Origin of the sequence: Mesobacillus maritimus (assembly GCF_019749255.1) — a bacterium.
GTDB lineage: Bacteria > Bacillota > Bacilli > Bacillales > Cytobacillaceae > Mesobacillus_B > Mesobacillus_B maritimus_A.
Map to the genome: position 1 here is coordinate 72,857 of NZ_JACWFH010000033.1, position 20,272 is coordinate 93,128.

Below are 20,272 nucleotides of genomic sequence, written 5' to 3' on the forward strand. Positions count from 1 at the left end.
TTTTAAAAAAAGAATTTTGGGAACAAAAAGGATTAGAGGATATTTAAGGTGTAAAGGGAAAGGAAATCTCTTTAACGTTAAGATCCTTTCATTCTTTTAAAAAAGATCCAACTACTATACACCATGGGGGGGATAAAATTGAACTTTTCATTTTTAGGACAATATTCTTCATTCTATTTAACAGGGGCATACATTACCATCGCCCTTGCAGTGATTGCTGTAGTATTAGGTACCATTCTCGGGGTTGCATTAACTTTATTAAGGCGAACCAGATTTAAGCCTCTCAAACTTTTAGGAGATATTTATGTCGAGTTTATAAGAGGTACCCCCCTTCTTGCACAGATTTATATCATTTATATCGGGGTGCCGATTATCTTTTCTGGAAGCGATATTCCAGATTTTGCTGTAGGTGCTATCGCGTTATCACTGAATGCAGCAGCCTATATCTCCGAAACCATCCGTTCTGGAATCGACGCTGTTAGTATTGGACAAATGGAAGCGGCAAGAAGTTTAGGAATGACTCAGAGGCAAACAATGTTTGACATCATTCTTCCTCAGGCTTTTAAAAACATTCTTCCAGCACTTGGAAATCAATTTATTGGTAGTATTAAGGATTCCTCGATTGTCTCGATCATTGGTGTTGCAGAGTTGATGTATAAATCAACGATTGTTAGAGGAAATACAGCCTTGGGTTTAGAGCCAATTTTAGTAGCCTCATTAGGGTATTTAATTATGACATTTACCTTGGCACAGCTTCTAGGGGTTGTTGAAAGGAGATTGAAAACAAGTGATCGACGTTAACGATTTGCATAAAAGCTACGGGAAAAACGAAGTGTTAAAAGGAGTAAATGTCAATATTAACAGGGGAGAAGTAGTCGTAGTAATAGGACCATCTGGCTCAGGAAAAAGTACTTTCCTTCGGTGCCTAAACCTATTGGAGGTTCCTACGAGCGGGACGATTCTTGTCGATAATCAAGACATTACTTCAAAAAAAGTAAACATCGATAAAGTAAGAGAAAAGATGGGAATGGTTTTCCAACAGTTTAATTTGTTTCCACACAAGACGGTCTATCAAAATATTGTCCATGCTCCTATGAGAGTGAAGGGGACGAAGCAACAAGAAGCAAAAGTCTTAGCAGAAGAATTATTGAAAAAAGTAGGTTTGTCTGAAAAGATACAAGCCTTCCCATCCTCCCTTTCCGGAGGGCAGCTGCAGCGAATTGCGATTGCAAGAGCACTCGCTATGAAGCCAGAAGTGATGCTTTTTGATGAACCAACTTCAGCTCTTGACCCAGAAATGGTCGGCGAAGTGCTAGCTGTTATGAAAGACCTTGCCCGAGAAGGAATGACAATGGTTGTCGTCACCCATGAAATGGGGTTTGCCAAGGAGGTCGGGGATCGAATTCTATTTATGGATCAAGGAAAGATTATGGAGGAAAACAATCCTAAAGAATTCTTTGAACATCCAAAACATCCAAGAACAATCGATTTCCTTTCAAAAGTCTTATAAGTGAGGGTTCAGAAATGTTGAAAGTACTAGGATTAGGCGACAATGTCGTTGATAAATATGAACATATCCACACGATGTATCCTGGCGGTAATGCTTTGAATTTCGCCGTTTTCGCAAAAAAGTTTGGTGCCGATGCAGCGTTCTTAGGGGCTTTTGGCACTGATCAGGAAGCAGAGCATGTCCAAGAAAGTGTTAGAACGATAGGATTAGATACCACCCATTGTAAGCAGTATGAAGGAGAAAATGGGTGTGCTAGAGTCACCCTGAGAGAAGGAGATCGTGTTTTTCTAGGCAGTAATCGTTGCGGAGTTCTAAGCCAATATGGCCTTAATTTAACTCCTGATGATTTTGACTATATAAAACATTTCGATTTAGTCCATTCAGGCCTTTATGGGTTTGCAGAAGCGGAGCTACCAAAGTTGAAAGAGCTAGGAGTATCGATAGGGTTTGATTTTTCATCTGATTTTACAGAAGAAAAGGTCAACCAAATTGCTCCATTTGTGGATTTTGCCTATTTTTCAAGCAGCCATTTACCTCTTGATGAAATGTTAAACCTCATGGTGAAAGTAACAGGATTAGGCTGCCAACTGGTTTTATGTACGATGGGTGAAAAAGGGGCGCTCTTATTCGACGGAGAAACGTTTTATATGCAAGAACCAGACTATGTAAAACCAACTGATACGATGGGAGCAGGCGATTCGTTTATTACGTGTTTTATTGTCCAATACCTGAGTAAAACAAAGCATGGGAATACGAATAGGGCTGAGATTATAAAAGATAGCTTAAAAGAGGCTGCTAGGTTTTCGGCGGAACAGTGTTTAGTAGACGGTTCCTTTGGATTCGGAAAAGTCTATTAAAAACTTCCATTTTAAGGCATAAAAATTCATTAAAATTGGTTATTTAAGATGACATTTGTTATCTATAAAAATATAAAAAAACAAAATACTGGAGGCTTTATCCATGGAATTAAGACAAATTATTACTTCAATTAAGGAAAAACAACCATCAATTAAAAGTGTATTTTTTGTAGGCTGTGGAGCATCTAAAGCGGAACTTTATCCTGCAAAATATTTTCTAGAAGCAAATGCAAAAGAACTTCGCGTAAGCTTATATACAGCAAATGAATTTAATTATGCAACGCCAGTAGCTGTAGACGAGACAAGCATTGTGATTACTTGTTCATTAGGTGGTACTACACCAGAATCAGTAGAAGCAACATCAAAAGCTAGAGAACTAGGTGCACATGTCATTGCGGTAACTCATGTGGAAGATTCTCCATTAACGAAGGATGCAGAGTATGTGGTATACCACGGATTTGAAGCAAACTATGCAGCTAAAATGGAAAAAATGACAAAAGTACTAGGATTGGCAACTGAAATTTTAAATGAGTTTGAAGGATATGAGCATTATATCAAGATGCAAGATGGATTCAGCAAAATTTACGATCTAATTGAAAAATCCGTTGCTTCAGTTGTTCCACAAGCAAAAGCATTTGCTGATGCTTACAAAGACGATGAAGTGATTTATGTGATGAGTAGTGGGGCAACACATGAAGTTGCTTACTCTTTCTCCATCTGTTTATTGATGGAAATGCAATGGATTAACTCTGGTACATTCCACGATGGTGAGTTCTTCCACGGACCTTTCGAAATTGTTGATAAAGATGTCCCATTCTTATTATTAATGAATGATGGTAGAACGAGAGCAATGGATTCTAGAGCACTTGATTTCTTAAACCGTTTTGATGCCAAAACAACTGTAGTAGATGCCAAAGACTTTGGGTTAGGATCTGAGGTTGCCCCAGAAGTGGTCGATTACTTTAACCCAATGTTAATTTCAGGTGTGTTACGTGTCTATGCAGAACAGCTAGCCATTGTAAGAAACCACCCACTTACGAAGAGAAGATATATGTGGAAGCTTGAATACTAAAAATCGGATGAGGAACTAAAATTGTGGTGTTGTTTTAGGGCAACACCCTTTTTCTCTTCTTTTCCTGACAGATGTGATAGATTTGTAGTATCGCCCGTTTTGATTAGGCGCAATTTCTTTTAAAAAAGTTTCTCTTATGTTATGAATAGATAGAAGGGATCATTTTTATAAAATTCCCGAAAGGAGGCAGGGTGTATTGCTGAATAGTGAAAGCGCTATCCCTTTGTATATACAACTCAAACAAGCCATTTTAGAAGACATTAATAATAAAGTATATAGACCTGGTGAAAAGTTGCCAACTGAACCTGAACTAGGTGAAAAATACAATGTTAGTCGGATTACTGTTCGAAAAGCCGTTGTAGATTTAGTAAACGAAGGGTATCTAATCAAGCAACAAGGAAAAGGTACATTTGTTAATCATGCGAAGATAAAAAGAGAACTGGTTTCAGTAAATGGTTACTCTGAATACATGATTTCAGCTGGGAATAAGCCCCAGCAAAAGATTGTATCCCTCGCAATTAAGGAAGCGTCATTAGAACTAGCACAAACATTACAAATTCCAGAGGGCAGTCAAATCCTAGAGTTGAGAAGGATTCTTTACCTAGACAATCAGCCATTATCCCATGAAATTTCTACCTATCCATTATCTTTATTCCCTAAGCTAGATCAATATATAAAAGAAAACCACTCGATGCACCAAATCCTAAAAGATCAATACGGCATTGCCCCAGCTTTTAATAATAAGGTCTTAAATGTAGTATTTGCTAACCAAGAAGTGGCGGACTTTTTGGAATGTAACAAAAGTGATCCACTATATGAGTTAGAAAAAATCGCTTATGATAAAGATAAAAAAACCATTTACCATTCTTTTTTGTATTATCATATTAGTCGGGTTAGTTTTACGATTTCAAGCGAATTTACATCACAGTGACGCAGCAAAGAGAATCATTTTAAATAATACCATATGGTTGAGAATAGAAAAGGACAGCCCTTTCGCTTTAAAGAGAAAGGGCCGCCCTATTTTTCGAGGTTTTTCTTTTTTGTCATGGTGTGCTACTAGTCTTAGAAAAAGGGACGGTTCTTAAAGTGGACAATCGGAAGTTTTGCGCGAAAAAGGGCACGATGAGCGGTATATACTACTCATCGTGCCCTTTTCTATTCTTGGTTCTTCCTCAGACACGCAAAATTTTTGATTGCCGGAGAAGAATGAAGTCGCGGTTCTGGCCTATGGGGTTTGAATCTTTCGATTTCCCTCAAAAATAAGTTTAAGGGAATGGATCATGGGTTAAATTCATTGAGTGTACTGGATTTTAAGGGGAAACGAACATAGTTTCCCCCTCCCCACTGAAGAGGCTTTTATTCGGGTATTCACTTAAGGTCATCTAGGGTACTCCTCCGGAAGCGGCTAACTGTAAAGAAGAGTTCCGGCAGCCTTGGCATTGACTTACGTCCTTTTTTAAGATGAGGGAAACAATCTCCAAAACACTCAATCCCTCAAACTTCGATTTATATACGGGGCTTCTAGTCATTTTCCGGCATAGTTTTAGTTTCGTTTTCTTATTCCTGTTCGCGAGTAAGCCATAATGCCTGATCTTTACAAATCCCTTGGGAAGGACGTGCATTAGGAACCTGCGAATGAACTCTACCTTTGTGAGGGTGACTTTTTTCTTCCTATTATCGTTTTTATAGTCCCTCACTCCAAAGGTGACGGTATCCTCATCAACTGAAATGATCCGGTTATTCGAAATGGCAATCCTATGGGTGTAACGACCAAGGTATTCCATCACTGCCAAAGGTCCATCGAATGTCCTCTTGGTATAGCTATACCAATCAAGTGAGTAACACTTGTCCAAGAGATCCTGAAAAACCTCTTTATTTTGATAGATTTTAGCTTCGTTATAGAAACCTAGCAGTCCTTGTCTGTAATACTGCTTCAGGTAATAAAGATATTTTCCCTTGAATTTTTTTGACAGCACTTTGACCGGAATGAAGAATTTCTTGGACGCAGCACGCCATTCATTGTGTTCCGTCAGGCCTCCGGCCAGCACGACTGTATGGATGTGAGGATGATAGTGCAGGTTCTGTCCCCATGTATGCAAGACGGAGAAAAAGCCGATTTGTGCTCCAAGATATTTTGTGTCCTTTGAGAGCTCCATCAATGTTTCAGCCACAGCCTTATACATTAAGTCATAAAGCAGCCGTTGATTATGATAGATAATCTGGTGTAGCTGTTCGGCATAGTGAAGACGACGTGAAAATAAGGCGCATTCAATATATCTTGTTTTCGTTTATCAACCCAAATATCTTTATTGACTCCCTGACATTGGGTGCAGTGCCGATTACGGCAGGAGTTATAGCTGACCTGAGAGTGGCCGCAACTATCACATTCATAAGTTCGTCCGCCCAAGGCTGAAGTTCTACAGTTCATGATATCCCTAGCAGTTTTAGCTTGATCGAGGGATGGCTTGTATGATTGTTTATATCTAGAAAATGAGTCACGGAACAAATCCTGGATATTCATTCTTACTCGCCTTTGCCAGAGTCCATTGGACTCTTGACCCCCATCAGGGATTTGGATGTCATGTGCAAGTAGGCAGCTGATGTTTGAAAGTTTTTATGACCAAGCAATTGTTGGATCAAAACCGGTTCTACCCCGTCTTCCAAGGAATGAGTGGCAAAGCAGTGCCTTAGAGTATGGGTTGAAATACGTGAATCTATCTTCAATTTGTTTTTAAGCCTAATCATGGTGTTTTTTATGGTTTTTACATGGATGTGTTGATTATCCTTTACTCCAGGAAATAACCAGTCAGAAGATAAATAGTTCTTATTGGCGAATTCGGTCCTGAAATAATCCCGAAGGACCAAGAGTGACTCCTTTGATAAGATGGTGTATCGGTTAGTGTTATGTTTGGCATTGGCCACTCGAACTCTCATGGTTTTACTGCAGATATCACCAATCTTCAGGTTCGCGACTTCACTGACCCTTAATCCACTTCCATATAACAATGAAAAGATTGCCTTATGTTTTTTATTTTGGATAGCGTTTATTAGGTTGAGAATTTCATCCCTGGAAGGGATGACGGGAAATGATTGGGGACGCCTCATTCTTGGAATCTTCATAGGATTCCATTCCTTCTCCAGAACATATGTGTAGAAGAATCGGACGGAAGAGATATAATTATTGATTGTCCCTGCCGAAAGCCCCCGTACGTTTTTTAATAGAAGAATATAATCCTGGATATCCTCAAGGGTAGTTCCGTCGGTTGGACGGTTTTGTTCATTCATGAAAGAGATGAATGAACGTATCCTTCTTCCGTAGGACTCTCTTGAAGACTCGGGAGTGTTTTTGAGTTCAAAGTACAAGTTTACTTTTTGATCATATTGATTCATGGTTGTGTGCCTCCTGATTTTAAAATTTAATATTAAAAATCAGGAGGCAGGAGGGGGCCTAGATAGGGAATTTGTGTTATATATTTTTCTATGGTTCTGTGTTATAATCATGGGCGAAAAGTTCTTTTCTAATGTATTTGTTTGGTTTGGCGATTAAACAATACCATAAGAAAGGAAACTTTTCTTTTTTTATGCACTTTTTTAACTGTTTAAACTAGATTTGGAAGCCATCGCGGAGCGATTTCGTTCTTCTCTTACTTCTATACTAGGTGGAAGAGGAGAACCGTCCCAACCGAAGTTGGAACGCTTTTTATAGTGGATTTGTTTTTATCCCGCCTCTTTAACACCCTTTTTGCTTTGTGCTGCCATTGCTTTCTTTTGAGCCATAGTAAACTGACCAATGCCAAGCTCTTTTGCTTCTTTTTGTAAGGACTTTAGAAAGCTGACGACCATTAACACCAGAATGGCTGAGAATGGGAGAGCGGCAATAATCATCGTGTTTTGCAGGCCTTGCAGGCCGCCAGAATAAATGAGAGCAAGTGCAATTGCTGAAAGTAGGACACCCCAAGTCACTTTTATCGGAACACTTGGATTTTGCGACCCATTCGTTGTCATCATCCCTAATACAAATGTACCAGAGTCCGCTGATGTGACAAGGAATATAACGATAAGCAAAACAGCTAGCAACGATAGGACCATGCTGAACGGGAAGCCTTCCAGCACGCCGAAAAGGGATTCCTCGGCCGCTAATGATGAAATTGAAAGCAGCCCTGTAGATTCCGTGAAAATAGCTGTACCCCCGAAGGTGGTAAACCATAGGAATCCAATCAGAGACGGAATGAGCAGGACACATACAACAAACTCGCGAATGGTTCGTCCTTTTGAAACTCTGGCAATAAAGACACCAACAAATGGAGACCAGGCAATCCACCATGCCCAATAGAAAATCGTCCAACCATTAATCCATTCGCGTCCCCCTTCGTTCAGGGGAGCAATCCGCAAACTCATGTTCATAAAGTTTTGCAAATAGGTTCCTACTGTATCTGTAAATAAGTTAAGGATGAAAAGGGTCGGACCAAACGCGAAGACTATCAAGAAGAGGACAGCCGCAAGCCCCATATTTAAGTTGCTTAAAATCTTAATCCCTTTGCTAATCCCTGTTAGAGCTGAAATCATGAATAAGACTGTCACCACCAGCAAAATGATGGTCTGGTTAATCATAGAACCAGGTACATCAAAAAGGAAGGACAATCCCCCATTGATTTGCATCGCCCCAAATCCTAACGAGGTAGCGACCCCTAAAACCGTCGCAACGACAGCCGTAACGTCGATTGCCTTGCCAATCGCTCCATCCGCATGCTTCCCAATCAGCGGTCGTAAAGTTCGGCTAATTAAGCTTAATTCCCCTTTTCTAAACGTAAAATAAGCCAATACCATCGCAATTGAACCATAGATGGCCCATGCATGGACTCCATAATGGAAGAAAGTAAATCTCATCGCATCTTTAATCCCCTGATCGGTTCCCTCTGTGCCTGTAGGAGAACTAATCATATAATGGCTAATGGGTTCATAGGTGCCATAAAAGACCAAACCAACCCCAATACCCGCACTAAAAAGCATCGCAAGCCAAGTTGGGCGTGAAAACTCAGGCTTATCCTCCTGTTTCCCGAGCTTAATCCGGCCAATTGGACTTACTAATAAATAGAAGCACACAAACACAAAAATCGATACAACTACAAGGTAATACCACCCAAATGAGTCTGTAATAAAGCCTTGAGCACTACTCGTCATTTGTTCCAACGCCTGGGGCATCGTGATTCCCATTAAAACAAGACCCAGCACGATTGCTAATGATACATAAAAAACAGTTGAAGCATTCTTCATATTAAATTTTAACTCCCATCTTTGATAGATTCGCAGAGGGTTTACTTCGTTTGGTGAACATATAACATGCAAAACCATATGATAAAAGAATTTTTTTAATGAAGTAAGATGAAACTTAACCCTTAAAAATTGCGTTAATTCATTTACTCTAAACTACAACACTTTAAGACTCGTTAAATAACCATTGTCCATCTGTATGGGTTTGGGATTATAGATAGATAAAAATATGGCAGAGGTAATTCGTCTGGATCAGTTTTTTAAGCTGTTTAGGGGAGTATTATAACTATAACAAACAAAGCAAAAGCATACACATCCGAAAAAGTGGCTTATTTAGTGCTCTAGTGGAACAATCCTTGTTGAGAAGGACTCCTAAAGATAAATTCTTAATATAACTCCCAGATCCTCTTGATACGGCCAAAATACGATACGGGACAGGCACCTTGTCCCAGTACGGGAAAGAGGGACAGTCCCCCTTGTCCCACCGTCCAACTTAGACAAAATTCAGCTTATATTGACAATTGGCAGAACTTTCCCTATGATTATGATAATTGAATACGGAAGAAATAGGTTTGAGATTACGAGTCTACTATATGTAATTTCTTAGAGGGAAGCCGGTGTGAATCCGGCGCGGTCCCGCCACTGTATTTTGGGAGTTTTCTATTGATTGCCACTGTCTATAGATGGGAAGGTGATAGAAAGCATTGATCATGAGCCAGGAGACCTGCCTATTTTTAACGCCATTCGACCTACGTGGATAGGGAGGTGTACGAACGTTTCTGGTTTTATGTCTGCTTTTCAGGCATTTTTATGTCAGCATATAAAAAACAGAAACTACCATCTGTACACATCTCTAGGAATAGGGGTGTATTTTTTTTTGCACAAAAAACAATTACAGAAGGAGAGTTTATAATGAACAAGACTGCGTTAGTTCAACGGTGGGTTGCAGGTTTTGCGGTATTTTTATTAATCCTTAGCAATCTAGTATTTGTCCCGCATGTTGGACAAGCTGCAACATTAGAACAAGGCGTAACGATTAAAGCAATTGATGAAAATGGTGAGGTTGTCTTGCCATTAACAGCTGTTGGATTTGACGAAGGAGACACGGCTTTTGATTTGTTGCTTGAAGCCGGAGAAAAGCATGATTTAGAAGTAGCTTATGAGGTCTATGATTTTGGAAATATGATAACAGGTATCGGAAATCAATCTCCTTCAGGGTCAGCTTATTGGTCGTTTACTATTAATGGAAAATCTGCTGAAGTAGGGAGTTCAACTCATCCAGCTAAGAATGGGGATAACTACCTTTTTGCGATAACCGAGTGGCCAAATCCATCTGTAACAGTCAAGGTATCGGCTATTGGGAAAGACGGAGAAGCGGTAATTCCAGAAACGGAAGTTGCATTAATGGAAGGTGCTAGTGCATACGACGCCCTAGTACAGGCCGCTGCAGAACATCAACTTCTAGTAGATAGCAGTGTGGATGATCTTTATTTTACCTTCATTAAAAATATTGGGAGTACAGAGGTAGGTCCTAATGATTACTGGAGTATTGCCGTTAATGATAGTGGCCTATCCACGAGTGCAGCCGACTATACGTTAGCAGAAAATGATCATGTTCAACTAACGTTGGAGACATATGTACCACCAACAGACCCGGGTACTGTGGAGCCAACTGAGCCAGAGAAACCAACGGAAACACAAGATCCGGAGGAACCAACTCAACCAGAAGAACCAACGGGAACAAATGAAACGATTAATCAAAATGTAGAAGCTAGTGTTGCAGATATTTTAACTTATATCGATAAAAATAATATTTCTTTGGAATCTGGAAGTGAATGGTGGGTATGGGGTTTAGCCAATACAAACCGAGAAATCCCAGCATCCTATGTTAGCAGTGTGAAAGAGAAGGTTAAAGAGCTAGAAGGGAACTTCCGAATCTTTGACTTGGAAAAGCTCATTATTGGCTTATCGGCTGCCGGAGAAGATGCCACATCAGTTGAGGGGTATAATCTCGTAGAATCACTAGTGAATCATCCGAATCTAGAAAATCCTTCTATTAATATGAATATCTATGCTTTATTAGCGGTGGATAGTGGACAATATGAAACACCTGCAGGCTTTAGAGAAGCACAGGTTAACACGATTTTAGAAGGGGAATTAGAACAAGGGGGATGGAGCTTCTTTGGCTCAACTCCAAGTCCCGATATCACAGGAATGGCTTTAACGGCATTAGCTCCATACGCTGATCAAGAGAATGTTCAATCAGCTATCACGCGAGCTGTCGACTATTTATCTCATGCTCAAAGTGAGACAGGCGGCTTTGACATTGCGATGAATGGGGGAGATGCAAGTGAATCCGTCTCCTCAGCCATTGTGGGGCTTGCTTCTGTCGGGGTGGACCCTATCGGGGAAGATTTTACGAAAGCTGGCGGGAACCTTGTCCAGCATCTATTAAAATTCAAACAAAATGACGGTGGATATAGTCATCTGCAAGATGGTTCATCTAGTGATATGGCCACACAACAAGCGTTATTGGCACTTACCGCTTACCAGAGCTTTGTGAACGGTGGGGGATTGGTTTACCAGTTTGAGTTAGCGGGTGAAGAGAAACCGCCAGTTGAAACGGAACAGCCCGAGCAGCCGGAACCACCAGCTGAAACTGACCATCCAGAACATCCAGAACAACCAGAACAACCAGAACAACCAGAACAACCAGAACAACCAGAACAACCAGGTAGTCCTGAGCAACGAGAACACCAGCCAGGTGAGCAAAAGCAACCAGATTTAAATAAGGAAAACACAGGCACCTCCATAAATGCTGAAACAACAGAATCTTCAAAGACCGGGAAAGTATTACCGAATACAGCAACAAATACTGCCAATATGATGCTAGTTGGAATTGGTTTATTGCTTGGCGGTTCGATTCTTTTCTATGTTCGTCGTAAGCGAGCAGCATAAGGTAAGTGCACCAATTGGGTAATTCATCTTTTAGGTGGATTACCCTCATTCATTGTATTGGGAAGTTCGTTTTCGTATGGGATGGTTGTTAAAATCCTATAGCCGTTTTTTAACGCAAGTTAGGCTATTTTGTACGTTTTAATAAGTTTGGACGCTATTTTCTCATGATTTAAAAGTATTTTACAGTGAAAAAGCTTAATCCATCTAATCTTGTATCTAAAAGCAATAAAGTTTGAGCCATTGGGAAAGGGGGAGTATAGAATGAAGCGATTGTTGATAACGGCGCTGATGCTAATTTTGTTTGTTTTTGGAACCGGTTGTGAAAAAGATGAGGTAGTCGCCCCCGAAGGAAAGGACGATTTCAAACAGTCTGTCGAGGTAGCGGAACATAATGATTCCCCTCAGGATGTGGTCGCTGAGAAGGAAGAGTCAGAGGACGTGGACTCAGCTGAAAAGACTGACGAAGCTGAAGGTACAGATGCTTCAACTAAGGAAGAACCAGCTGCTAAACCATCCCAACAGGTAAACACCAAAAGTAATTCATCATTACAGCAAGAAACGAATAAAAATACTCAGTCACCCGCGCAAGAGAACAAGAAGACTGTCAATTCAACTCAGAGCTCCAAGACTGAACAACCTAAAGAGTCGACCAAAAAATCACCACTACCTCAAGAGAAATCCAGTAATACTACTACCCAAAAGCCAACATCAGAAAAGCCAACAACAGAAAAGCCAAAAGAAGTAGTGGCACCTGCTCCAACCAAACCGAGCCCAACTCCAGAGCCGACGAAACCGAAAGAAACTGTAACCATTACGATTGTTGCTCCTGGTGTAAAAGACACGATTTTACCTGTAACATCGGTCGAGTTTCAAGAAGGAGATACGGTCCTATCCATTACCCAAAAGATTGTCAGGGCGCGTGGAATTCAAATCAGTGTCACAGGTGCTAGTGCAACGGCTTATGTCCAGGGAATCGATAACCTTTATGAATTTGATCACGGCCCATTAAGCGGCTGGGAAGCGTTTGTAAACGGACAGGGACTTGATAGGAGTGCTGGAGTCTATGGGGTCCAACCAGGACAAGCAATCATGTGGCGTTATACGAAGAACTATACGGAATAGCTCTTTTCGTAAAAATTGTTGTTAAAATCCTAAACCCGGTTTTAAGGCAAGATAAGCTATTTGGTGCAATAAATGTAATTTGGTAAGCTCTTTTTCTCAAAATCTAAAAAGCTATTTTGGCAGTGAAACAAAGTCTAATCAGTCTATTTATATCCAAAAGCAATAAGATTTGAGAAAACAGCCTATAGAATAGACCAACAAAAGGATTGAGTTGACATACATGGTACGAGGTTTTCGTTCGTTTCACCCTATTATTCTTTTGCTTTATTATCTTTTCGCCATGGCAGCGCTTATGCTATATCAGCATCCGATGTTTTTGGCGCTGGCGACCGTGGCGATTCTCCTGATGAACTTTATGCTTGATGGAGGATTGGAGCTTAGGAAATGGCGCGCAATGATCCTCATTATGGCGGTGCTAACGCTTGTGTTGACACCGTTTTTTAATCAACGAGGCAATCATCTACTCTTTTATTTGTTTGAAAAACAAGTGTACCTGGAAGCAATTTGGCAAGGGGTGATGATTAGCTTAACCCTTGTTTGCATCTTAACCTTATTTCTTACGTTTAATTTAGTTATTACCCCAGATAAGTTTGTATTTCTCTTCTCTAAAATAATGCCCCAATGGGCGTTGTTGACCATGTTGTCATTAAGGTTTGTGCCACTTTTAAGGAAACGTCTCCTTGAAATTGGCGATGTGCAGAGTATAAAAGGATTTTCGTTAAAAACGGGTTCGGTTAAAGGTCGCGCCCAGAGCGGAATGCTCTTCTTACAAACCTTGTTAACGTGGTCGTTAGAGGAGTCGATTCAAACGGCTGACTCGATGACGGCAAGAGGGTATGGACTTGGGAAGCGAAGTAAATACCAGCCTTATTATATGAAAAAAAGAGACTGGTTGGCGTTCGCTTTTCTGTTGGTGAGCGGATCACTCGTCTTGTTTGGCTGGTGGCTCGGCGATGGGGTATTAACACTGCTACCGGTTTTGGAGCCAGTTTGGTTATCCGGTAGGGAGTGGCTCTATTGGATTTTATTTTTTATGATGATTGGTTTTCCGATTTGGACAGAAGGAAAGGAGATGGTTAAGTGGAAATTCTTGCGACGCATAGGTTAAGTTTCACTTACCCAAATGCAACTATACCAGCATTAAAAGACATCAGTATTCAAGTGAAGCAAGGGGAGTTTGTTGTCCTTTGTGGTCCTTCTGGAAGTGGCAAATCGACGCTACTTCGTCTGTTTAAACCGGAAATTGCCCCTCATGGCATAAAGGAGGGGACTCTTTTTTTTCAAGGGAAACCTCTCCAGGAAGTTACCCCGATTGTGAATGCAAAGGAACTTGGAATGGTGTTTCAGGATCCGGAAAACCAAATCGCGATGGACAATGTGCTTGAGGAACTCATTTTTGGAATGGAAAACCTGGGTTTCACCACTGAACAAATGCGCAAGAAAGTCGCGGAAATGGTGAATTTCTTTGGCTTAAATCCCTTACTGGATAAAAAAATCGACGAATTGTCCGGCGGCCAAAAGCAATTGCTTAATTTAGCTTCTATTTTATTGCTCGAGCCGTCGGTATTGCTATTAGATGAGCCGACGGCTCAGCTTGACCCGATTGCAGCCAAGGAGTTCATTCATATGCTGCAGCGGTTAAATGAGGAATTTGGCATTACGATTGTCATCGTGGAACATCGGCTAGAGGAACTTTTCCCAATTGCGAGCAGAGTCATCTTGTTCGATAACGGGGTACTTTTACATGACACAACACCAAGAGAAATGGTGAAGGAGCTTGGGACTCATAAGACTATGAAGAGTTTTTTACCGAGTTCTGCCTTATTATATTTAGAGTTTTACAAGAAAGCACATGCAGAAACTATTCCTTTGAATGTGAAGGAAACGAGACAGTGGTTACAAGGAGAGCATGTTGAGTGGGACGAGCCTTCTGAGGTTAGTAGCGCAGCGGCGGTTCCTTCGCCCATTTTAGAATTGAAAGAAGTGGACTACCAATATAGTAAAAATACACCAGCTGTTTTGTACAATTTAGATCTAACCATTTATGAGGGTGAATGGCTGGCAATTGTGGGGGCAAACGGTACGGGAAAGTCTACGCTTTTAAAGGTGATTGGCGGAATTTTAAAAGCACAGCATGGATCGATGAAATACAAAGGGAAGAAGGTCCGAAAGTGGGAACCGAGGAAAGTAAGTTATCTTCCTCAAAACCCGAAGCTGTTTTTCATCCAGGATACAATCAGAAAGGAATTTGAGCACCTGGCATTAAAGCATGGGGAGAGGAACCCAGAGGAGCGGATTCAAAATTTACTGAACAAGTTTGGGATTGCGCACTTGCAGAACCAGCATCCGTATGACTTAAGCGGGGGAGAGCTGCAGAAAGCGGCGTTAATCGGTAGCTTGCTTGTGGAACCAACGATTCTGTTGATTGATGAACCAACAAAAGGGTTGGATCCTGAATCGAAAAGAGCATTCGGAGAGCTTGTTTCCACTTTAGTAGATGAAGGGCTTACGGTGGTAATGGTTACCCATGATATTGAGTTTTCTGCTACCTATGCAACAAGGTGCAGCATGCTGTTCCAAGGAAAAATTACGGTAACGGAAAACACGCGGGATTTCTTTCACGAGAATACGTACTACACAACGGTGTTGAACCGGGCGACACGAAACAGCAGTGCATATCCAGTTGTAACATTGGAGGAGGCGAGACGCATATGGCGCGTCAAAAGCCCATTTTAATCGGGATTTCGGTGTTGATTCTTGTGCTGCTTGTTGGTTTTCCTTTATTGAACACCGAACATTATCTTGCCTTAAGCCTCCTGATAATGGCGTCTTCTTTCTTTCCTTTTATGATAAGCTTTGCAAAGAAAAAAGTATTGAGCAGAGAACTGGTCGTGATTGCCATTTTAGCGGCGATTGCCGCCGTTAGCCGCGTCCCTTTTGCCTCGATTCCAAGCGTTCAGCCAACCACTTTTGTGATTATCATCTCGGCCATTGTGTTAGGTCCACAAAGTGGGTTCGTCGTCGGTACTTTAGCAGCCATTGTCTCGAACCTGTTTTTAGGCCAAGGTCCATGGACTCCATGGCAAATGTATGCTTGGGGAATGATAGGACTAACGGCTGGATTGCTAGGTAAAACATGGATCATGCAAACTAGGCTCGGTCGCTGCCTATTCGGCTTCATTGTCGGGATTGCCTTTGGGTGGATCATGAATCTATGGGTCGTCATTAGTATGATTCAGGAACTAAACTGGCCCGCAATCATCACCTATTACAGCACAAGCCTCTACTTCGACCTCGCCCACGGAATCAGCAACGTATTCTTCCTGTGGATATTCGGCAGCAGCTGGATAAAGATTATTCAGAGGTTTAAGGTGAAGTATGGATTGTTCGGAACAGAGGGATAGGGACAGAGGGACAGGACCAGGTCCCAAAGTCTCCCCACGTTGCAAGTAACTTTTGGACAAGGAACCGCTGTCCCCGTGTCCCACCGCTCACCCGCTTCAACCCAACCGTCAATCCTTACGTATATTCCTAGGACAACCATCATAAGGATTAGAGAGGTCGAGGATTGGTTGGGGAAATGGGGTGGTGGAATGTTTGCTAGGGTTGCGGCTTTAATCATTGGAAGTATTCTGCTGGGTATTGGGATTAATGGTTTTTTGGTTCCGCATCAATTGCTTGAGGGAGGAATTATTGGTCTGGCCTTGCTTCTTCATTATTATTTTGATTTTCAGGCGGGGCTATGGTCGGCTTTATTGAGTATTCCATTGATTCTTTATGCTTGGGTAAAGGATCGTGCTCAGTTTCATGGTAGTATTTATGGAATGATTGTGACGGCTGTTTTTATTGATTTGCTCGCACCATATCAGTTTGCGTTGCCAATTTGGGTGAGTGCCATCTTAGGGGGAGCCCTTTGTGGAATCGGGGTTGGCTTGATGCTTAGGTACAAAACAAGTACTGGTGGCACCGATTTAATTGCTTATTTCATAGCAAAAGCGACCCCTTTAAATATAGGACTGTTGATTGCAATAATGGATGTCTTCATTGTTTTACTAGGTTTTCAGACTCTGGGCCTACAGAGTGTTGTATTCTCATCGATTACGATCTTAATAGCAGGATATCTAGCTTCGATTTGCTATGAGGGATATCGATAAATAGGATGCTAGGGGAGATAAAGACTTTATAGTACAGACCTTGTAAACGTGATGGGGAAACCTATTAAATGTTATTAAATAAAAAGTAGAAAAAGGAGAGTGAATGGATGCGCCCATTTACTCTCCTTTTTTTAATGCTTTTTTTTATAGAAAAACTTTTTCATAAGATTGTAGATTCCTTTGATTGCTAAGTAGCCAGCAAAGAATAATATGAATCCCCATAAACTAATTACAGCATCATGAAATTCCATGTTTCCACGTCCGGTGAGCTTTTGTTGGATCTCAATCGCAAAGACAATCACCACTAATACGGTAAAAGTATAAATAAAAGAAATGGCTGTGATACTGAATTGAGCTAAATATTTAAATACAACATTCACAACTATGAATGCTAAGATTCCCACGATCCCAAATACCCAAAGATGCAAATCTTTATCGGTAAGATTCCACCCAGCACGGTTACTGATTGCAAAAATTAAATCGTGCAGCGTGTTAATGATTTCAGCAAGGAGCAAAATAAAATCCTTCATGCAAACTCTCCCACATTTTTTGTATTTGTAACTTCTACAATTATAGGACATTGAGAGGGAAATGGATAGATAGGCTAGAAGGGGATTAGTCCTCTCATCTCCTCCCGTTCTTGGTATTTAAGTGTTTTCCAAATATTGGGTCGAGGGGCCTACTCTGGCGTTTTTAAAATTTCCGTGTACCTAAGTAAGTAATCCTAGGAACATGAAATCTGCCGAGACGGCTGAAATATAAATCATATGAAGACCGAAGTGGATTGCTTAAGAAGACGAAAAGAGACTGAGCAACAGAGGTGCTTCTTTCCTAGTGCAGATGAAGCCGAAATCAAGCTAGGAATCGCCGAGAAACCAGCTTCATAAAGCCGATGAAGCCGAAATCGAACTAGGAATCGCTGAGAAACCAGCTTCATAAAGCCGATGAAGCCGAAATCGAGCTAGGAATCACTGAGAAACCCGCTTCATAAAGCCGATGAAGCCGAAATCAAGTTAGGAATCATTAAGAACCCCGCTTCATTAGGCAGATGAAGCCGAAATCGAGCTAGGAATCACTGAGAAACCCGCTTCATAAGGCAGATGAAGCCGAAATCGAGCTAGGAATCACTGAGAAACCCGCTTCATAAAGCAGATGAAGCCGAAATCAAATTAGGAATCGCCGAGAAACCAGCTTCATAAGGCAGATGAAGCCGAGATCAAGATAGGAATAGCCGAGAAACCCGCTTCATAAAGCAGATGAAGCCGAAATCAAGCTAGGAATCGCTGAGAAACCCGCTTCATAAGGCAGATGAAGTTGAAATCGAGCTAGGAATCACTGAGAAACCCGCTTCATAAGGCAGATGAAGCCGAAATCGAGCTAGGAATCACTGAGAAACCCGCTTCATAAGGCCAATGAACCCGAGATCTAGCTAGGAATCATCTTTTCAGTGGCGACAGGACCTGTCCCCATGTCCTGTCGCCACCTGTCCCGTCCTAAAAAATCACTATTCTATTCGTTGCCTTTTGCTATATAATGAATTGAATTATAGGTATTAAGAATACATCGTATGGGGTAGATAGAGATGCTGGAAGAATTATGGGGATATTTACTATGCATTATTTTGGCGGGGGTATTAAGTTTATTTCTATCTGTTTATGTACGATTAAAACTAACTGGTGTACCTGGTGCAAGGTACTTTATGTATGCCACACTCTTGTCAGCATTCTTTACTTTTGCCTATACGTTTGAGCTGTTTAGTTCTACATTAGGACAAATTAAGTTTTGGTTGAGGATTGAGTACCTCGCCATGCCGTTTATCCCTTTGCTTATGTTGTTCATGTGCTTTGAATATGTTGGTCAAAAGCTAAACCAACGTCTATCGTTGATGTTATATGTGATTCCCGTAATCACGGTGTTTTTGGTAAATACCAATGACCTTCACCATCTTTATTACTCATCTGTTGCTCTTAGAAGTGATACTCCTTTCCCCATTCTAGCACTAGAGTATGGACCGGGGTTCTATGTTCACGCTCTCTTTGTTTTTATGTGTTTAATGATTAGTGTCGTCATTTTGCTCATGCATATAAAAAAATCACTATTTAAATTCCGCATGCAAATTTTATTAATGGTAGCAGGGTTAATTATGCCCATCATTGCGAATCATTTCTATTTAAATGGCATGAGTCCATATGGAATTGATCTTGGCCCGGTTTCTATGAGTCTTTCATTTCTGTTTCACGGGGCAGCACTTTTCTGGTTTCAGATGTTTAATGTGGCCCCGATTGCGCGAGAAACGGTGTTTGAAAGTATGCATGAAGGCGTCATTGTCATCAATCAGCAAAAAGCGATTGTTGATTATAACCTGTCCGTGGTGAAGGTCATCCCGACCTTAACCTCCGATGCGATTGGGCGACCAATTTTTGATCTATTGAATCGCAATCAAGTACTTTCCGAAATAATCCACCGTGGGCAGGAATGCGACTATGATATGTATATAGGAAAAGACATGCATTATTTCCATATTCGTTTTTCCCCTGTTCATAATAAAAATCATCTCCAAATCGGCCAGATCATTACGTTTGTTGATATAACCGAAAGAGTCCATCTGCAAGAAAGGCTGCAGGAGCTGGCAAGTATCGATGGGTTAACGCAAGTTTTCAACCGGATGTATTTTAAGAAAACAGCCGAAGAAAAGATCGAACAGCTTACGGACAAGCATGTATCACTTATTATGTTTGATATTGATCATTTTAAAAGTGTGAATGATTGTTATGGACATGAAGCAGGAGACATGGTGTTGACTCATGTTGTTGAGGTAGCAAAAAATAGTTTGCGCAAAGAGGATATCATGGGGCGGTATGGAGGGGAAGAGTTTATCATTTGTTTGCCAGATACGCCAATTCAAGAGGCTTATGAGGTGGCGAATGGAATACGCGAGAATATTGCTGCTAATCCTATCGTAATAGACAATATTGAAATTACTGTAACCTCCAGCTTCGGACTCTCTCATGCCTATAGGGTGGGGGACAATCAGAATACCCTCCAAACCTTAACAAGGCAAGCGGACCAAGCATTATACGAGGCCAAAAGAGCCGGCCGAAATTGTGTGCAAGTCCTAACAGTACCTACACCTACATTCGCTGTGGTAGGGGAGTAGGACAGAGGGACAGGCACCTTGTCCCAAAGAGAGACATGGATTCGACTTCCGTGTCTCTTTTTGTTTTTCTGCAAGTACCTTTCGGGCAAGGGGCCAGCGTCTTATCCCTAGTAAATAAAAAAAGGGAAGGCAGGGGATTTAAAATGTACCCTATAGAGTAGACACGTAAAA

The 20,272-nt window shown here is 41.2% G+C and carries 15 protein-coding genes, 1 pseudogene and 1 riboswitch; of the genes and pseudogenes, 12 read left to right on the forward strand and 4 right to left on the reverse strand.

All coding sequences use genetic code 11. From position 1 onward, the window contains the following. The first annotated feature begins 138 nt into the window (after positions 1–138). From H0185_RS20905 to H0185_RS20925, 5 genes are all read left to right on the forward strand, one after another. The gene (locus tag H0185_RS20905) at positions 139–801 is read left to right on the forward strand and encodes an amino acid ABC transporter permease (RefSeq protein ID WP_221875435.1); all 663 of its coding nucleotides are present in this window, start codon (positions 139–141) and stop codon (positions 799–801) included. Beyond that, entirely contained in the window at positions 788–1,510 is a 723-nt protein-coding gene (locus tag H0185_RS20910; RefSeq protein ID WP_221875436.1) for an amino acid ABC transporter ATP-binding protein, read from the forward strand. The genes H0185_RS20905 and H0185_RS20910 overlap by 14 nt, the downstream gene beginning before the upstream one ends. 14 nt (positions 1,511–1,524) lie before the next feature. After that, the gene (locus H0185_RS20915; protein WP_246629334.1) at positions 1,525–2,367 is read left to right on the forward strand and encodes a PfkB family carbohydrate kinase; all 843 of its coding nucleotides are present in this window, start codon (positions 1,525–1,527) and stop codon (positions 2,365–2,367) included. A 103-nt stretch (positions 2,368–2,470) separates the two neighbouring features. Continuing rightward, positions 2,471–3,439 carry an SIS domain-containing protein gene (locus H0185_RS20920; protein ID WP_221875437.1) on the forward strand — a complete coding sequence of 323 codons (969 nt, stop codon included), beginning with the start codon at positions 2,471–2,473 and terminating at the stop codon, positions 3,437–3,439. A gap of 196 nt (positions 3,440–3,635) precedes the next feature. Further along, complete coding sequence (locus H0185_RS20925; protein ID WP_221875438.1) at positions 3,636–4,370, forward strand: GntR family transcriptional regulator; 735 nt, start codon at positions 3,636–3,638, stop codon at positions 4,368–4,370. Positions 4,371–4,821: 451 nt separating this feature from the next. On the opposite strand, the pseudogene H0185_RS20930 reads toward H0185_RS20925, so the two are convergent. The 3 genes and pseudogenes from H0185_RS20930 to H0185_RS20945 form a co-directional block, all read right to left on the reverse strand. Beyond that, a pseudogene (locus H0185_RS20930) lies at positions 4,822–5,960 on the reverse strand (IS91 family transposase). A 2-nt stretch (positions 5,961–5,962) separates the two neighbouring features. Then, positions 5,963–6,829, reverse strand: a complete 867-nt coding sequence (locus H0185_RS20940) for a tyrosine-type recombinase/integrase (protein ID WP_221875441.1) — start codon at positions 6,827–6,829, stop codon at positions 5,963–5,965. A gap of 327 nt (positions 6,830–7,156) precedes the next feature. Further along, the gene (locus H0185_RS20945; RefSeq protein ID WP_221875442.1) at positions 7,157–8,713 is read right to left on the reverse strand and encodes a BCCT family transporter; all 1,557 of its coding nucleotides are present in this window, start codon (positions 8,711–8,713) and stop codon (positions 7,157–7,159) included. Positions 8,714–9,261: 548 nt separating this feature from the next. Next, positions 9,262–9,456, forward strand: a riboswitch (cobalamin riboswitch). A 166-nt stretch (positions 9,457–9,622) separates the two neighbouring features. Here H0185_RS20945 and H0185_RS20950 point away from each other — a divergent pair. The 6 genes from H0185_RS20950 to H0185_RS20975 all read left to right on the forward strand — a co-directional run bounded on the left by H0185_RS20950 (position 9,623) and on the right by H0185_RS20975 (position 16,944). Further along, positions 9,623–11,668: a DUF4430 domain-containing protein gene (locus H0185_RS20950; protein ID WP_221875443.1), complete on the forward strand. Its 2,046-nt coding sequence runs from the start codon at positions 9,623–9,625 to the stop codon at positions 11,666–11,668. A 261-nt stretch (positions 11,669–11,929) separates the two neighbouring features. Beyond that, the gene (locus H0185_RS20955; RefSeq protein WP_221875444.1) at positions 11,930–12,790 is read left to right on the forward strand and encodes a DUF4430 domain-containing protein; all 861 of its coding nucleotides are present in this window, start codon (positions 11,930–11,932) and stop codon (positions 12,788–12,790) included. A 220-nt stretch (positions 12,791–13,010) separates the two neighbouring features. Then, the gene (locus H0185_RS20960; RefSeq protein ID WP_221875445.1) at positions 13,011–13,898 is read left to right on the forward strand and encodes an energy-coupling factor transporter transmembrane component T; all 888 of its coding nucleotides are present in this window, start codon (positions 13,011–13,013) and stop codon (positions 13,896–13,898) included. Continuing rightward, complete coding sequence (locus tag H0185_RS24540; RefSeq protein WP_221875446.1) at positions 13,871–15,526, forward strand: ABC transporter ATP-binding protein; 1,656 nt, start codon at positions 13,871–13,873, stop codon at positions 15,524–15,526. The genes H0185_RS20960 and H0185_RS24540 overlap by 28 nt, the downstream gene beginning before the upstream one ends. Further along, positions 15,502–16,194 (forward strand): ECF transporter S component, encoded by a 693-nt coding sequence (locus H0185_RS20970; protein ID WP_221875447.1) that lies wholly within the window; start codon positions 15,502–15,504, stop codon positions 16,192–16,194. The genes H0185_RS24540 and H0185_RS20970 overlap by 25 nt, the downstream gene beginning before the upstream one ends. Before the next feature lie 168 nt (positions 16,195–16,362). Further along, on the forward strand, positions 16,363–16,944 hold the full coding sequence (locus H0185_RS20975) for a YitT family protein (protein ID WP_246629335.1): 582 nt from the start codon (positions 16,363–16,365) through the stop codon (positions 16,942–16,944). Positions 16,945–17,075: 131 nt separating this feature from the next. Here H0185_RS20975 and H0185_RS20980 read toward each other — a convergent pair whose 3' ends face one another. After that, positions 17,076–17,474, reverse strand: coding sequence for a hypothetical protein (locus tag H0185_RS20980; protein ID WP_221875448.1), 399 nt, complete (start codon positions 17,472–17,474; stop codon positions 17,076–17,078). A 1,052-nt stretch (positions 17,475–18,526) separates the two neighbouring features. Here H0185_RS20980 and H0185_RS20985 point away from each other — a divergent pair. Further along, positions 18,527–20,101, forward strand: a complete 1,575-nt coding sequence (locus tag H0185_RS20985; protein WP_221875449.1) for a histidine kinase N-terminal 7TM domain-containing diguanylate cyclase — start codon at positions 18,527–18,529, stop codon at positions 20,099–20,101. Positions 20,102–20,272: the final 171 nt, after the last annotated feature.

What these genes read in the sequence shown, in the direction of transcription:
- H0185_RS20985 (WP_221875449.1), top strand. Translation starts at nt 18,527, where the DNA reads ATGCTGGAAGAATTATGGGGATATTTACTATGCATTATTTTGGCGGGG.
- H0185_RS20945 (WP_221875442.1), bottom strand. Translation starts at nt 8,713, where the DNA reads ATGAAGAATGCTTCAACTGTTTTTTATGTATCATTAGCAATCGTGCTG.
- H0185_RS20960 (WP_221875445.1), top strand. Translation starts at nt 13,011, where the DNA reads ATGGTACGAGGTTTTCGTTCGTTTCACCCTATTATTCTTTTGCTTTAT.
- H0185_RS20970 (WP_221875447.1), top strand. Translation starts at nt 15,502, where the DNA reads ATGGCGCGTCAAAAGCCCATTTTAATCGGGATTTCGGTGTTGATTCTT.
- H0185_RS20940 (WP_221875441.1), bottom strand. Translation starts at nt 6,829, where the DNA reads ATGAATCAATATGATCAAAAAGTAAACTTGTACTTTGAACTCAAAAAC.
- H0185_RS20915 (WP_246629334.1), top strand. Translation starts at nt 1,525, where the DNA reads ATGTTGAAAGTACTAGGATTAGGCGACAATGTCGTTGATAAATATGAA.
- H0185_RS20950 (WP_221875443.1), top strand. Translation starts at nt 9,623, where the DNA reads ATGAACAAGACTGCGTTAGTTCAACGGTGGGTTGCAGGTTTTGCGGTA.
- H0185_RS20955 (WP_221875444.1), top strand. Translation starts at nt 11,930, where the DNA reads ATGAAGCGATTGTTGATAACGGCGCTGATGCTAATTTTGTTTGTTTTT.
- H0185_RS20980 (WP_221875448.1), bottom strand. Translation starts at nt 17,474, where the DNA reads ATGAAGGATTTTATTTTGCTCCTTGCTGAAATCATTAACACGCTGCAC.
- H0185_RS20920 (WP_221875437.1), top strand. Translation starts at nt 2,471, where the DNA reads ATGGAATTAAGACAAATTATTACTTCAATTAAGGAAAAACAACCATCA.